The sequence below is a fragment of the Pseudomonas fluorescens genome, from assembly GCF_902497745.1.
Lineage (GTDB): Bacteria > Pseudomonadota > Gammaproteobacteria > Pseudomonadales > Pseudomonadaceae > Aquipseudomonas > Aquipseudomonas fluorescens_BM.
The window spans coordinates 1-15,293 of sequence record NZ_CABVHJ010000025.1 but is presented as its reverse complement, the minus strand read 5'-3'; the positions used below and the strand labels follow the sequence as shown (position 1 = coordinate 15,293).

Below are 15,293 nucleotides of genomic sequence, written 5' to 3'. Positions count from 1 at the left end.
ACCGACTGCGCGGGTGAGCGGGTATGAATCAGTCAGTGCATTGGCATACGCCGACGCTGCACGTTCATGACCCCAGGGGGCTGCCCGTCAGAAACGTCGGCTATTTGTGCAAAGTGGCCCGCGCTGATGCTGAATCCCGGATCACCCGCCATGGGCACGATGCTGTTGGTCGTTTGACCGAGCAGTGGGATCCGCGCCTGTTCAGCACCAGCCCCCAGCCCAACCTCGCTCATGTCTACAGCCTGTCGGGCCTACCGGTGAGTGTCGACAGTGTCGACGCCGGCTGGCGGCTGAGCCTGCCGGGAGAGGCCGGACAGGTCGTGGAGCGCTGGGATGCGCGCGGCAACCATTGGCGAATCCTGCACGATGAACAACTGCGAATACTCAGCGAGGCCAGCGCCGATCAGAGCAGCGTCGAAACCTTCACCTACGCCGATGCCTCGGCCGACGTCGACTTTAATCTGTGCGGACAGATGACAACGCTCAAGGACCCTGCGGGGACGCTGAACCTGCAGGGTTTTTCCTTGCTCGGCCAGGTGCTTGTACAGACCCGCACCTTTGACGACAGCGAGGCCCATACCAGTCGCCAAACGTTCGGCCCGCTGAACCAGCGCCTGACGCACACCGACGCCGGCGGTCATCGCCAGGACTTCCTGTACAGCGTTGTCGGCCAGCTCACGCAGGTTGCTCTGCTGCGCCAGGGTGAAAACGTTGCAAAACCCATTGTCGCGAGCCTGCAATACAACGCGGCCGGACAGCGGGTCGAACAGCGTGCCGGCAATCTAGTCATCAACCGTTGGCGCTACGACCCTGCCAACGACTGGCCGATTACCGCCCAGGCCGGCGTTACCGGACAAGCGCTGCTGCAGAATCTCGAATATGCCTACGACCCTGTCGGCAATGTCCTGCGCATCGACGACCACACCTTTGAACCGGTGTTTTTCGCCAACCGGCGCATCGATGGTCATCGGGCGTTCAGCTATGACTCGCTCTATCGACTCACCGCTGCCAGCGGTCATGAAGCCGCGACCGCCACTGACACGCCGGGGCGCCCTGCGCCAAGCGACCCGAGTAATCTGCACAACTACACCCAGCATTACCAATACGACCGGGCCGGCAACCTCATCGAACTGGTGCATGGCCGCGAGACGACGGGGTACACCCGCCAGATGAAGGTCGCGCCTGCCAGCAATCATGCGCTGCGCTGGGAGGCCGGCGACCCGCCACCGGATTTCGCCGCCACCTTCGATGCTCATGGCAATCAGATCAAACTTCGCCACGGCCCGGAACTGCTGTGGAATGCCCGCGACCAACTGCGTCGGGTGACCTTGCTCACGCACAACAACGATCTGCCCGATGATCACGAGAGCTACCTTTATAGCCAGGGCATGCGCGTGTCCAAACGTCATGAAACCCATAACCCCGCCGCTTCGCACTTTCATCAGGTGCGCTACCTGCCAGACCTGGAAATCCGCACCCGGGACAACGGCGAAGAACTGCACGTGATCACCCTGCCCGGCAACGTCCGCTACCTGCATTGGCGCAGCGCACCACCGGCGCAGGTCGAGAACAACCAGATGCGCTACAGCCTCGACGATCACTTGGGTTCGGGCACCACTGAACTCGATCAGGACGCGCACGTGATCAGTCAGGAAACCTACTATCCCTTCGGTGGCACGGCAATCTGGCTGCCCGCTTCCAGCAGCGCAGTGGATTACAAGACTGTGCGTTATTCAGGCAAGGAAATGGATGTCAGCGGACTGTATTACTACGGCGCGCGGTATTACGCACCGTGGTTGCAGCGCTGGGTGAGTGCGGACCCGGCGGGGGATGTGGATGGGCTGAATTTGTATGTGATGGTGGGGAATAATCCGCTGTTGTACATCGACCCGGATGGGCGAGCGAATAACAAGTTCACGAGGCTCATTGCCAAAATTTCAGGCTTCGCCTCTGAAACGGATAGATTTGCCGAAGAGTTTGATAATCAAAAAAACTCAATGACACCAGAGCAAAGAAAGAACACTACCTACCTCGAGTATCTGAAAAAAGGACACGGCGCTTGGGCACTTGGCCAAGGCGCAACGTTCGGTGGAATAGCAGGAACTGGGATCGCCTACGCGATTAACCAATACGTGCCTGAAGTGAGTGTCGAAGTGTTAGGGGCAACCCTAGGTCCAGCTATCAGCCTGATTGCAGGAGGTGCGTTGTCCTATATTCGATACAGATTCTTCAGAAGCGATGTTCGCCTTGCGACCGCCCTGCATTCGAGAAAAGTCAAAGCCGTCACCCAGGCGCTCGATGACGTGTCTAACGGCAAGGTGCCGGAGAGTGTCGTAAACCAACTGCCAATCATGCACGAAGCCCTTCTGAATAACGTGAAAGAGACAGTCAGCACCTGGTCAGTGAAGAATCAATGGGACTTCATGAAAGGCCTGACAGCCGATTCGACCGCAGACGAATGGATACAAAGGTTCCTGGAAATAGAAAATCGAATTTCGGACGTAGCGATCGCCATCGACGAGGTGTCCCATCAAGCCGAGGTCATAGCGCCTCCCGCGAACGAAGCGACTAACCCTGTTGCTTCGCGGCCCAATGAAGCGGGATCCTCTGGTGCGAACCAATTCGTTCCAAATCCAGTGTGGCGAGATTCGCAGTCCAAAGAAATAAAAGAGACATTTGTCTGACACACGGACTCGGCAACTACGAATCGGGTACCGGGACAACCGTGGGACGGCGTGCTTGCCCATGCTATCGTGCCCGCCCGACCTGCCACCCATCTGCCCAGCATGCTGCCGACTTCCCGTACCTTGCGTCTGTCGTTGTATACCCTGCTGATCGTCGCCGGTGCGGCCGTTGCCGCGACCCTTGCGATCCGCCACGCCGAACGTCAGGCGCTGGAGGAAGATGCGGCGCGCGCCAATCAGCAACTGGCGCTGTACGCCAACTCGTTGCACACCCTGATCGACCGTTATCGCGCCTTGCCCGCCGTGCTGGCGCTGGATCCGCAATTGCGCTCGGCGCTGGCAGGTTCAGTCGATGCCGAAGAGCAGGCAGCACTGAATCTGAAGCTGGAAAAAATCAACGGCGCGGCGCAATCCTCGACCCTTGAACTGCTCGATCACACAGGCCTCGCCGTGGCCGCGAGCAACTGGCGTCTGCCGAGCAGTTACGTCGGCCACAATTATGGTTTTCGCCCCTATTTCAGCCAGACCCGCACCCAGGGCACCGGGCGTTTTTACGCGGTGGGTGTGACCAGCGGCATTCCCGGTTATTTCCTCTCCAGCGCGGTACTTGGTGACAACGACGAGTTCCTCGGTGCGATGGTGGTCAAGCTGGAATTCCCCGAGCTGGAACGCGAATGGAGCCAGGGCAGCGACACCCTGTTGGTCAGCGACGCGCGCGGCATCATCTTCATTGCCAATCAGCCCGGCTGGCGTTATCGCGCGCTGCGGCCGTTGAGCGCCAGTGACATGGCCGATATAAAAGCCACCCGGCAGTACGACAAACAGTCGCTGGTGCCGTTGACCCACTTGTCGCTGCGCCGCTTCGACGACAACAGCGATCTGCGCCGCGTCGAAGGCCCGCAAGGCACGGCGGATTATTTGTGGGAGTCGCTGCCCCTGACGGCCGAAGGCTGGACGCTGCATCTGTTGCGCCGCCCGCAAGTGGCGTTCGAAGACCTGCGCAACGCCGGGCTGGCCGCCGCCGGCGTGTGGCTGGCGCTGGTGTTTCTGTTGCTGTTTCTCAACCAGCGCTGGCGTCTGTCGAAAATCCGCCAGCGCAACCGCGAAGAACTGGAGCAACTGGTCGAGGAGCGCACCCGCGATCTGCGCACAGCGCAGGACGGCCTGGTGCAGTCGGCGAAACTCGCCGCGCTCGGTCAGATGTCCGCCGCGCTCGCCCATGAAATCAACCAACCGCTGACCGCTCAGCGCATGCAACTGGCGACCCTGCGCCTATTGCTCGAGCATGGCCGCGTCGACGATGCCTATAAAGCGTTGAAACCGGTCGACGAAATGCTCACGCGCATGGCCGCCCTCACCGGCCACCTCAAGACCTTCGCACGCAAAAGTCCCAGCGGCTTGCGTGAGCGGCTGGATCTGGCGACGGTGGTCGATCAATCCTTGCAGTTGCTCGATGCGCGGCTGCGCGACGAACAGGTCAGTCTGGTGCTGCACCTGACGCGTCCGGCGTGGGTGCGCGGTGATGCGATTCGCCTGGAGCAGGTGCTGATCAACCTGCTGCGCAACGCCCTTGATGCGATGCAAGGAAAAGCGTGCAAACGTCTGGAGATCCGTCTGGATGCCGATGAGCAACTGTGGCGCCTGAGCGTCAGCGACAATGGCGGCGGGATTGCCGAAGACCATTTGGGCCAGGTCTTCGACCCGTTTTTCACCACTAAACCGGTGGGTGACGGCCTGGGCCTCGGCTTGGCGGTATCCTTCGCCATCGTGCATGAATCCGGCGGACGTCTGAGCGCCGAAAATGGCGACAGCGGCGCGGTATTCAGCCTGACTTTGCCGATCGATCTGGAGGCACACATCTGATGCTCAACTCGGTAATGATGGTCGATGACGAAAGCAGCATTCGCAGCGCCGTCGAGCAGTGGCTGAGCCTGTCGGGCTTCGAGGTGCAGTTGTTCAGCCGCGCCGAAGACTGCCTCGCCGCCCTGCCCGCGCACTTTGCCGGGGTGATCCTCAGCGACGTGCGCATGCCCGGCATGGGTGGCCTGGCGCTGTTGGCCGAGGTGCAGAAACGCGACGCTGATCTGCCGGTGATTCTGCTCACCGGCCATGGCGATGTACCGATGGCCGTCGAGGCGATGCGCGACGGTGCCTACGACTTTCTGGAAAAACCGTTCAGCCCGGAAACCCTGCTCGGCAGCTTGCGCCGGGCGCTGGACAAACGACGTCTGATTCTGGAGAACCGCGCCCTGCACGAACAGGCCGACAACCGCGCGAAACTCGATGCGACGTTGCTCGGGGTGTCCCGTGGTTTGCAGACGTTGCGGCGGCAAGTACTGGATCTGGCGGCGTTGCCGGTCAATGTGTTGATTCGTGGCGAAACCGGCAGCGGCAAGGAACTGGTCGCGCGTTGCCTGCATGATTTTGGACCGCGCGCGGACAAACCGTTCGTGGCGTTGAACTGCGCGGCGATCCCTGAACAGCTGTTTGAGGCGGAGTTGTTCGGTCATGAGAGCGGCGCGTTTACCGGTGCCTCAGGCAAGCGCATCGGCAAGCTGGAATACGCCGATGGCGGCACCTTGTTTCTTGATGAAATCGAAAGCATGCCGCTGGCCCAACAGGTGAAAATGCTGCGGGTGTTGCAGGAGCAGAAGCTTGAACGGCTGGGTTCGAACCAGAGCATTCGTGTCGACCTGCGCATTGTCGCGGCGACCAAACCGGATCTGCTCGACGAGGCTCGGGCCGGACGCTTTCGCGAGGATCTGGCGTATCGCCTCAACGTTGCCGAACTACGTTTGCCGCCGTTGCGCGATCGTCGTGAAGACATTCCGTTGCTGTTCGAAACCTTCGCCCACAATGCCGCTGAACGCTTGGGGCGTACCTTTCCACCCTTGAGTGGTGCGCAGTTGAGTCATCTGCTCAGCCACGACTGGCCGGGCAACGTGCGCGAACTGGCGAACGTTGCCGAACGCCAGGTGTTGGGGCTGGATGAGCCGGCGCCGGGGATTGATCCGGGGCAATCGCTGGCGGCGCAGCAGGAAGCATTTGAGGCGCAGTGTTTGCGGGCGGCGCTGACCCGGCACAAGGGCGATGTGAAAGCGGTGCTTGAAGAACTGCAACTGCCGCGCCGCACGTTCAATGAAAAAATGCAGCGGCATGGGTTGAGTCGGGAGATGTTTCTGAGCGAGTGAGTCGGGCTTGGGATTTTCTGTGTGGCTGAGATCTTCTCCCCCTCACCCCAGCCCTCCCGAAACGTCGGACCGCCCCCAAGGGGGCGAGGGGGAAAGGGGGCCGATCGTTGTTGGATTTAGAGCCTGAGTTCGACGCCGAAATTGCAGGTCGGTGAATCTTGAATAAACACCGCGGTCAGTCCCCTCTCCCCCCGGGAGAGGGCTAGGGTGAGGGGCTTTTGATCTCAGCTCCAATAAGCGGAAATCCGCTCACACAATCCGTTCCATCGGCACAAAACCGCTCACCCAATCCCGCCCCCCCTTCTAAACCGGCCCTCCCGCCGTTGGCACACCTCCTGCTATAGCCCTCGCAGGCTGCGTTCCGACGCGCTCCACAAAAACAATTAAACGAAGGATCCTTCAATGGATAACTCCAACGCCCTGCCTCTTGGGTCGGCTGCCGTGCCGGCCAAAGAAAGAACCACCGCCAGCCGGATCAAATCGATCTTCAGCGGTTCCGTCGGCAACATGGTCGAGTGGTACGACTGGTATGTGTATGCCGCCTTCTCCCTGTACTTCGCGAAAACCTTCTTCCCTGCCGGTTCCACCACCGCCCAACTGATGAACACCGCCGCGATTTTCGCTGTGGGCTTTCTGATGCGCCCGATCGGTGGCTGGCTGATGGGGATGTACGCCGACAAGGTCGGACGCAAAAAAGCCCTGATGGCCTCGGTATACCTGATGTGCTTCGGTTCGCTGCTGATCGCCCTCAGCCCGAACTACGAAACCATCGGCATCGGCGCGCCGATCCTGCTGGTGTTCGCCCGCCTGCTGCAAGGTCTGTCGGTCGGCGGCGAATACGGCACCTCGGCGACCTATCTCTCGGAGATGGCGACCAAGGAACGTCGCGGCTTCTTCTCCAGCTTCCAGTACGTAACTCTGATCTCCGGCCAGCTCATCGCCCTCGGCGTACTGATCGTGCTGCAGAACGTGCTGACCACTGAACAGCTGTACGCGTGGGGCTGGCGTATTCCGTTCGCCATCGGCGCGCTGTGTGCAGTCGTGGCGCTGTACCTGCGTCGCGGCATGGAAGAAACCGAGTCGTTCACCAAGAAAGAAAAGTCCAAGGAAAGCGCGATGCGCACCTTGATGCGCCACCCCAAAGAGCTGTTGACCGTGGTCGGCCTGACCATGGGCGGCACCCTGGCGTTCTACACCTACACCACCTACATGCAGAAGTATCTGGTGAACACGGTCGGCATGAGCATCTCCGACTCGACGACCATTTCTGCCGCCACGCTGTTCCTGTTCATGTGCCTGCAACCGATCATTGGTGGCCTCTCGGACAAGATCGGCCGTCGTCCGATCCTGATTGCCTTCGGCGTGTTGGGCACGATCTTCACCGTGCCGATCCTGATGACCCTGCACACCATTCAAACCTGGTGGGGTGCGTTCTTCCTGATCATGGCGGCGCTGATCATCGTCAGCGGCTACACCTCGATCAACGCAGTGGTGAAAGCCGAGCTGTTCCCGACTGAAATCCGCGCCCTGGGCGTCGGCCTGCCGTACGCACTGACCGTGTCGATCTTCGGCGGTACCGCTGAATACATCGCACTTTGGTTCAAGAGCATCGGCATGGAAACCGGTTACTACTGGTATGTGACGGCGTGCATTGCGGTGTCGCTGCTGGTGTACATCACCATGAAAGACACCCAGAAGCATTCGCGCATTGTGACTGACTGATCGGGTTTCACAGCCACTGCAACGGTGGCTGTGATGGACTCTTCGCGAGCAGGCTCGCTCCCACAATGGTCGGTGGTGTTCACATATTCTGTGTTCACCACACTCCCCTGTGGGAGCGAGCTTGCTCGCGAATGAGGGCGACCCGGTATCAAGTCAACTCGGCAACCTGCGGCTTGCCATACCGCTTCTGCGCATACGAAGCACCGACAATCATCACCAGCAGAATTCCCGCCAGCACCGCCGATGAACCGATGGTGCCGAAGTCCAGCCCACCCTTCTCATGGGGCTTGGTCATCAAGTCGCCCAACGTCGCGCCAAACGGCCGGGTCAGCACGAACGCCACCCAGAACAACACCACCGTCGAAATCCTGGTGAAGTATTTCAGCAGCACGACTGCCGCGATGGTCGAGCCAATCAGCAGCGCGCCACCGGCAAAACCCAGCCCTGAATCGTCGGCCAGGTAGTCGCCCAGCGCGGTGCCGAGGGTGTTGGAAAACAGAATCGCCATCCAGTAGAACATCTCGCCACGGAAGGTCTGCACCTTGCTGACATTGAGCGAGTCACCGCTCAGGCGCCACGCGGCAAAGATCGCCAGCAATATCGCGATAAGGATCATCGAGCCGGTGGCGTAACCCAGTCCGAGGGTGCGATCCATGAAGTCCGACATGGTCGTGCCGGCGGTGCTGGTCGACAGGATCACCAGCCAGTACAGCAATGGCTTGTAAGTCTTGGCCATCAACTGCGTGATCAGCGTCATCACGAACACACTGATCAGGATCAACGAGCTCATGGCGTAACCGACGTTGAGGGTCATCGACAGCAAATCTCCCGCGGTTTCCCCCAGGGTCGTCGCGCAGATTTTCATGACCCAGAAGGCCAGGGTGATTTGAGGAAGTTTATTCATCGCAGGCAACGCTCCAGTGTGTGACGGCCGGTTCTTGGTTTTCTGGCCACGGGCAGACTGGCGTTGCAACGGTGAAAAAGCGGTCGGCAAAGTATGAAAAATCTGTCACGCAGCACAAAACAGCGATTAATCGCTAATTAATGCTGGCCCTGCATTCTGCAATCACCTGATCGATGACCTGCGCGACGCTCGCTGCGACGACGAAAGCGAATTGAATGCGCCGCCCTTAATATCAAGTTAATCGATTGTTTTTAGCATTAATTTGCGCTTTTTAATCAATTTAGTTGGCGTAGCATGAAACCCATGCAAGACATACCGCCAACGAATCTGGAGTAACGAACATGAAAACCAAACTGATCCTCGCCCTGACCCTGTCCGTACTGGCCGCCAACACCTTCGCTGCCGACGGCTCGGACAAAACCAAATCCGCAGACTTCATCAACGGCGCCAGCGCCGCCATCGAAACCAGCCACACCGGCACTTATGCCGCTGACGGTTTTGATAAAACCAATATTGGCAAAGCGGTTGCTGCTGATGGTTTCGACAAGACCAATCTGGGTAAAACCGTCGCGGCTGACGGCTTCGACAAAACTGGTACTGCCGCTGCCATCAGCTAAGTATCCGCAGTCCTCCCACAGCCCGGCCTTGGCCGGGCTTAGTCATTTTGGGACATGCCCCTTTCATGAGTTCACACCGAACCCTGTGGGAGCGAGCCTGCTCGCGAAGACGCCATGTCAGGCGATATCAATGCAACTGACCCGACGCTTTCGCGAGCAAGCTCGCTCCCACAGGGGAATTTCAAAGCCTGGAATTCCGGTGTCTGGCTGGAAATATGCGTTGCGTGCTTGCACTATTGGCCACCTGACTCAGCACTCTCCAGGACCACCCGCCATGCCCGATGACATCCACTTCTACGAACCCGCCAACGGCCACGGCCTGCCCCACGATCCGTTCAACGCTATCGTCGGCCCGCGCCCGATCGGCTGGATTTCCTCGCAGGATGCCACTGGCCAGTTGAACCTGGCGCCATACAGCTTCTTCAATGCCTTCAACTACATTCCGCCGATCATTGGTTTTTCCAGCGTCGGGCGAAAAGACAGCCTGAACAACATCGAACAGACCGGCGAATTCGTCTGGAACCTCGCCACCCGCCCGCTGGCCGAGCAGATGAATCAGAGCTGCGCGATGGTCGCGCCTGAGGTCAATGAATTCGAATTGGCGGGATTGACGACGGTGGCGTCAAAAGTGATTTCGGTGCCACGGGTCGCCGAAAGTCCGGTGTCCTTCGAATGCAAGGTCACACAGATCATTCAGTTGCAGCGCGCCGATGGCGAGACGGTGCCGAGCTGGCTGGTCCTCGGCGAAGTGGTCGCCGTGCACATTGCCAAGTGGCTGTTGAAGGACGGCATCTACGACACCGCCGCGGCAGAACCGATTCTGCGCGGCGGCGGGCCGGCGGATTACTTCCAGCTGGGGCCTGAGGCCCTGTTCAAGATGTGGCGTCCGGGCGCCAACAAATAACGCCTTACCAGATCAACTCGGCGTCTTCAGTGACGCCCTTGAGGTTATCCAGCTCATTGATGGCAGCCTCGTCGGCGGCGATAGCACCGGGGAAGACCTGATCATTCAGCAGTTTGTGAAAGCGTGGTGCACCGCCATCGACCAGGGCCTTGACCGCGATTGCCGCGTGATAGCCCTTGTTGCCGCCCAGCTCGACGGGGACGACTGCGGAAACTGCTTCGAAGTGTTCGAACTCTTTACGTGCCATGTCACACATCCCGGCTCAGACAAATAAGCCGGACATTAAACCCTCAACCGACGAGTTTGTGTACCGGTGCCGCGCATTGACCGATGGCTTGCGCCGCCGATACGTCCTTGAAGGTGTGGAAGTCTAGGCTGTTGACCACCAGTTCCTGCACCAGCTCGGCGAAGATTTCCATCGACGGGCTGTTGAAATAGTTGGTCATCATTTGCTGACTGCTCCAGAACCCGGAGATCAGCCACAACTCGGGATCACACTGCGAATGCTGCAAGGCAAAGCTCAGGCAACCGGGGGCGGCGCGGGACGGATCGATCAACGCACTGAGGCGTACACCGAGTTCCGCCGAACGCCCGGCGCGCGCTCGAACGAAGGCCATATGACTGACGGGAATCTGCTTGGACATGTTCAACCCTCCCAGGGAGTCGCGTGGCAGCCGGGGGAAGGGCTGCGACAGGATCAAAGGTTAAGGGCCTGACGCCCGCCGCCGTTAGTCGATTCCTGCCGCCGCGTTGCACAATCCTGCGAGACTGCACAGAGAAGCTGTAACAACCTGTAAATCAGCGTCACACGTCTGTCATGCGCGTTTTGTGTAGGAGCTGCCGAAGGCTGCGATCTTTTGATTTTGCCTTGAAGATCAACAGATCGCAGCCTTCGGCAGCTCCTACAGGGTTGGATCGCGGCAGGCGCAGAAACACCCCGGGGCAGAATCAGGCAAGCATTTCGCAGGATGTGTCTACCGCTGGCGCTTGCACAAACATATGCTCTGCTCCATTCCACCTCTCCTGCCGAGGATGCCGTGCATGACGTCATTCGATCGTTTTCAAGCCGAACCCAGCGCTGACATGGAAAAACAGCGCGCGGAACTGGCGGCGATCATCCGCCGCAACACCACTGACGATGGCAGCTACGAGACCGCCATCGGCTCGCTGTTCATGTCGCGCCACACAAAATCCCACGACTTTGCCCCGGTGCTCGCGCAACCGGCGCTGTGCATCATGGCGCAAGGACGCAAAGAGGTGCGGCTGGCCGATGAGTACTTCAATTACGACCCGCTGAATTATCTGGTGGTGTCGGTTTCGATGCCGTTGAGCGGGCGCGTGGTCAATGTCTCGCCGGACGAGCCGATCCTCGCCGTGCGCCTGGATATCGACCCGACAGAAATCACCGCACTGATCGCCGACGCCGGCCCCATGGGCGTGCCGACCCGGCCGACCGGACGTGGATTGTATGTAGAGCAGATCGACAGTTCGATGCTCGATGCAGTGTTGCGGCTGGCGCGTCTGCTCGATGCGCCGAAAGACATCGCCATGCTCGCGCCGCTGATTCGCCGGGAGATTCTTTATCGCCTGCTGCGCAGTCCGCAGGGGCATCGTTTGTATGAAATCGCGATTGCCAACAGTCAGAGCCATCGCATCAGCCAGGCGATCAAGTGGCTCAACGGCAACTTCGAGCAGCCGCTGCGTATTGATGATCTGGCCAAGGAGGTGAACCTCAGCGTTTCGACCTTGCATCACCGCTTCAAGGCGATGACGGCGATGAGTCCGCTGCAGTATCAGAAGCAGTTACGCCTGCAAGAGGCGCGGCGCTTGATGCTGGCTGAGGGGTTGGAGGCGTCGGCGGCGGGGTATCGGGTGGGGTATGAAAGTCCGTCGCAGTTCAGCCGAGAGTACAGCCGCTTGTTTGGTGCACCGCCGTTGCGGGATCTGGCGCGGTTGCGGCTTTCGGTGTGACCGTTAAGAGCCCCTCACCCTAGCCCTCTCCCAGAGGGAGAGGGGACTGAATGGGGGATATTGAAGAGGTTCACCGACTTGAACGATTACCTTTGAATCCATAATCGACCGGTTTTTTCAGGTCGATGAAAAACGCCAGACACCTCGGTCGGCCCCCTCTCCCTCTGGGAGAGGGCTGGGGTGAGGGTTGGCTTTTACACCGCCCGGATCACATGCTTGATCTCCTGAAACGCCGCCAACCCCCAAGGCCCCAGCTCACGACCAATACTGCTCTGCTTGTACCCGCCCCACGCCGCCTGCGGGAAAATCACTTGCGGTGCATTGATCCACACCATCCCCGCCTGCAAGGCATTGGCCACGCGGTCCGCCGCCGCGGCATCGCTCGTCACCACACTGGCTACCAAGCCAAACGGCGTGTCGTTGGCCAAGGCAATCGCCTGTGCTTCAGTGGCGAAACTGCGCACGCACAGCACCGGCCCGAAAATTTCTTCACACCACAGCGCGCTGTCCAGTGGCACATCGGTAAACACGGTCGGCTGCAAGAAATAGCCGCGCGGCAGTTCCGCCGGGCGATTGCCGCCGCAGATCAATCGCGCACCCGCGCTCAAGCCACGATCAATGTGCCCAAGCACTCGCTGATACTGCGCCTGATTGACCAGTGCACCCATTTCCACGTCCGCATCGAACGGATCGGCCACACGAATGGCCTGCGCACGTTTCTGCAAGCGCCGAAGGAATTCCTCTTCCAGCTCATCCGCAACCAGCACGCGGCTGGTCGCCGAACACATCTGCCCGGCATTGAAAAACGCGCCGCCACAAGCCAGCTCGACCGCCAGATCGATATCAGCATCCGCCAACACCAGCAGCGAAGATTTGCCGCCCAATTCCAGGCTCACGCCCTTCACTGTTTCCGCTGCGCGCTGCATCACTTGCACGCCGACGGTATTGCTGCCGGTGAAGGAAATCTTGGCGATACGCGGGTCCGCCGACAACGGTGCACCGACCGCCAGCCCTGTGCCGCAGACAAGATTGAACACACCGTTCGGCAGTCCCGATTCGGCAATGATCGCCGCCAGTTCCAGCTCCGGCAGTGGCGTCACTTCCGAAGGTTTCAGGACGACGCAGCAACCGGCCGCCAACGCCGGTGCAAGCTTCCACGCCGTGGTGACCATGGGGAAATTCCACGGCACGATCAACCCGACCACACCACACGGTTCGCGGCGCAAGCGTGCGCTGAAATCATCGCTGGGCAGCGGCACGTTGCTGTCTTGCCCGGCGTCCAGGCCTTCGGCGAGTTCGGCGTAATACTCGAACGTGGCGATCACGTCGTCGACGTCGATGCCTGCTTCGAACTGCGGTTTGCCGTTGTTGCTCGATTGCAGTTTCATCAAGTGCTCGCGACCGTTGCGCACACCATTGGCAATGTTGCGCAGGATCGCCCCACGCTCGGCACCACTGGTTTGCGACCAGTCCTTGAACGCTGCAGTGGCAGCGGTGACCGCTTGATCAACCGCCTGCTCGTCACCGCCATTGACCGTGGTCAGCAGCGCCTCGGTGGCCGGGTTGATCACCCGCAGATGTTCGCGGCCGGCCGACCATAGGCCGTTGATGTAGAGACCGTCGAGTGTGGTCGGGAAACTGATCATTGCGCCACCGCCTTCATCCATTGGCTCTGATCGATTTCGATCAGGGTCGGGCCCTGACGATCGCTTGCACAACGCAGCGCGCTGCGCAGTTGTTCGATGCTGCTGATCGCTTCAGCCGCGCAGCCGAGGCCCTTCGCCACAGCGACAAAATCCGGGGTGTAGATGTCCACGCCGACCGGCTCGATGGCGCGGCTGACCATGTATTTCTTGATCTCTTCGTAGCCCTGGTTATTCCACAACAGGACGATCACCGGCACCCGCGCTTCGACGGCGCTGGCCAGTTCCGGCAGGGTGAATTGCAAACCGCCGTCGCCGATCAGGCACACCACCGGTGGCCGCGCGCCCTGATCGATCTGGCCGCCGAGCCAAGCACCAATCGCTGCCGGCAAGGCGTAGCCGAGGGTGCCGTAACCGGTCGAGGCATTGAACCAACGGCTCGGGTGATCCGGGTTGAACGTCAGGTTGCCGGTGTACACCGGTTGCGTGGAATCGCCGACGAATACGGCGTTCGGCAATTCATCGAGCACGATGTCGAGGAAACGGGTTTGTGCGAGGGTCGGCGCGTCCCAGCTCGCGGCCAGTTCGGCGCGCAGTTTACCGGCACGGGCCTGACCCCAATCGCGGCTGCGCGCGGCAAGTTTTTCCTGCGACAGCGAGTTCAGCAAGGCTTGCGCGGCATTGCGCGCATCGGCCACCAGCGCCAGGTGCGGCGGGTAGTTACGCACGGTCTGGTCGGCGTCGATATCGATGCGCAGCAGTTTGCCGGGAATCTCGAAACCGCCAGCGAAGGTCACGTCGTAATCGGTCTCGGCCAATTCAGTGCCGATGGCTAGAACCACATCGGCATCAGCGACCAGCGCGCGGGTGGCGACCAGCGTCTGGGTCGAGCCGATCAACAGCGGATGGGTACCCGGCAGCATGCCTTTGGCATTAATCGTCAGCGCCACTGGAGCGTCGAGCAACTCGGCAAGTTTAGTCAGCTCCGGCGCTGCGTCGATGGCACCGCCACCGGCCAGAATCAGCGGACGTCTGGCTTCAGCCAGCAGCTCGCTCATGCGTTTGACGGCCGCAGGCGCAGCGCCGGCGCGGTCGATATTGACCGGCACACTGGCGAGCAAGTCATCAGCGTTTTCGACCAGCACGTCCAAAGGAATTTCGATGTGTACCGGACGCGGACGACCGGCCTTAAACAACGCAAAAGCACGCGCCAGCACCACCGGCAATTCAGCAGCGGACATCAAGGTATGCGAGAACGCCGCAACACCTGCGACCAGTGCGCTCTGATTCGGCAACTCATGCAGCTTGCCGCGCCCGCCGCCCAACTGACTGCGCGATTGCACACTGGAGATCACCAGCATCGGGATCGAATCGGCGTAGGCCTGGCCCATGGCGGTGGTGATGTTGGTCATGCCCGGCCCGGTGATGATGAAGCACACTCCCGGTTTGCCGCTGGTGCGCGCATAGCCGTCAGCCATGAAACCGGCGCCCTGCTCATGCCGAGGCGTGACGTGGCGAATGCTCGAACGCGCCAGCCCGCGATACAGCTCCACGGTGTGTACGCCGGGAATGCCGAACACCTGCCCGACCCCATAACCTTCGAGTAACTTGACCAGTACTTCGCCACACGTCGCCATGTCGATTGCCCTTCTCGCTC

12 protein-coding genes are annotated in these 15,293 nt (G+C 60.2%); 7 read left to right on the top strand and 5 right to left on the bottom strand.

Annotation, left to right across the window (positions count from 1 at the left end):
- The first annotated feature begins 23 nt into the window (after positions 1-23).
- From F8N44_RS27670 to F8N44_RS27655, 4 genes are all read left to right on the top strand, one after another.
- On the top strand, positions 24-2,684 hold the full coding sequence (locus F8N44_RS27670; RefSeq protein WP_150652554.1) for an RHS repeat-associated core domain-containing protein: 2,661 nt from the start codon (positions 24-26) through the stop codon (positions 2,682-2,684).
- A gap of 102 nt (positions 2,685-2,786) precedes the next feature.
- Positions 2,787-4,547: an ATP-binding protein gene (locus F8N44_RS27665; RefSeq protein ID WP_150652553.1), complete on the top strand. Its 1,761-nt coding sequence runs from the start codon at positions 2,787-2,789 to the stop codon at positions 4,545-4,547.
- On the top strand, positions 4,547-5,875 hold the full coding sequence (locus tag F8N44_RS27660; protein ID WP_150652552.1) for a sigma-54-dependent transcriptional regulator: 1,329 nt from the start codon (positions 4,547-4,549) through the stop codon (positions 5,873-5,875). Before F8N44_RS27665 ends, F8N44_RS27660 begins: the two co-directional genes overlap by 1 nt.
- Positions 5,876-6,277: 402 nt before the next feature.
- Positions 6,278-7,597 carry an MFS transporter gene (locus F8N44_RS27655; RefSeq protein ID WP_007912608.1) on the top strand — a complete coding sequence of 440 codons (1,320 nt, stop codon included), beginning with the start codon at positions 6,278-6,280 and terminating at the stop codon, positions 7,595-7,597.
- A gap of 148 nt (positions 7,598-7,745) precedes the next feature.
- Here F8N44_RS27655 and F8N44_RS27650 read toward each other — a convergent pair whose 3' ends face one another.
- A complete protein-coding gene (locus F8N44_RS27650) occupies positions 7,746-8,501 on the bottom strand; it encodes a hypothetical protein (protein WP_150652551.1) in 756 nt (251 codons plus the stop codon).
- Between the two features lie 341 nt (positions 8,502-8,842).
- Here F8N44_RS27650 and F8N44_RS27645 point away from each other — a divergent pair, with 341 nt between their 5' ends.
- Together F8N44_RS27645 and F8N44_RS27640 are read left to right on the top strand one after the other, a co-directional pair.
- Positions 8,843-9,118, top strand: coding sequence for a hypothetical protein (locus F8N44_RS27645; protein ID WP_064119044.1), 276 nt, complete (start codon positions 8,843-8,845; stop codon positions 9,116-9,118).
- Between the two features lie 274 nt (positions 9,119-9,392).
- A complete protein-coding gene (locus F8N44_RS27640; protein WP_150652550.1) occupies positions 9,393-10,022 on the top strand; it encodes a flavin reductase family protein in 630 nt (209 codons plus the stop codon).
- A 4-nt stretch (positions 10,023-10,026) separates the two neighbouring features.
- Here F8N44_RS27640 and F8N44_RS27635 read toward each other — a convergent pair whose 3' ends face one another.
- Both F8N44_RS27635 and F8N44_RS27630 read right to left on the bottom strand, forming a co-directional pair.
- Complete coding sequence (locus F8N44_RS27635; RefSeq protein WP_038366794.1) at positions 10,027-10,269, bottom strand: hypothetical protein; 243 nt, start codon at positions 10,267-10,269, stop codon at positions 10,027-10,029.
- Positions 10,270-10,312: 43 nt separating this feature from the next.
- A complete protein-coding gene (locus F8N44_RS27630; protein ID WP_150652549.1) occupies positions 10,313-10,666 on the bottom strand; it encodes a putative quinol monooxygenase in 354 nt (117 codons plus the stop codon).
- A gap of 397 nt (positions 10,667-11,063) precedes the next feature.
- Here F8N44_RS27630 and F8N44_RS27625 point away from each other — a divergent pair, with 397 nt between their 5' ends.
- A complete protein-coding gene (locus tag F8N44_RS27625; RefSeq protein ID WP_150652548.1) occupies positions 11,064-11,993 on the top strand; it encodes an AraC family transcriptional regulator in 930 nt (309 codons plus the stop codon).
- Positions 11,994-12,187: 194 nt separating this feature from the next.
- On the opposite strand, the gene F8N44_RS27620 is transcribed toward F8N44_RS27625, so the two are convergent.
- Together F8N44_RS27620 and F8N44_RS27615 are read right to left on the bottom strand one after the other, a co-directional pair.
- Entirely contained in the window at positions 12,188-13,636 is a 1,449-nt protein-coding gene (locus tag F8N44_RS27620) for an aldehyde dehydrogenase family protein (protein ID WP_191630961.1), read from the bottom strand.
- Complete coding sequence (locus F8N44_RS27615) at positions 13,636-15,273, bottom strand: 5-guanidino-2-oxopentanoate decarboxylase (protein ID WP_150652546.1); 1,638 nt, start codon at positions 15,271-15,273, stop codon at positions 13,636-13,638. Before F8N44_RS27615 ends, F8N44_RS27620 begins: the two co-directional genes overlap by 1 nt.
- Positions 15,274-15,293 lie beyond the last annotated feature (20 nt).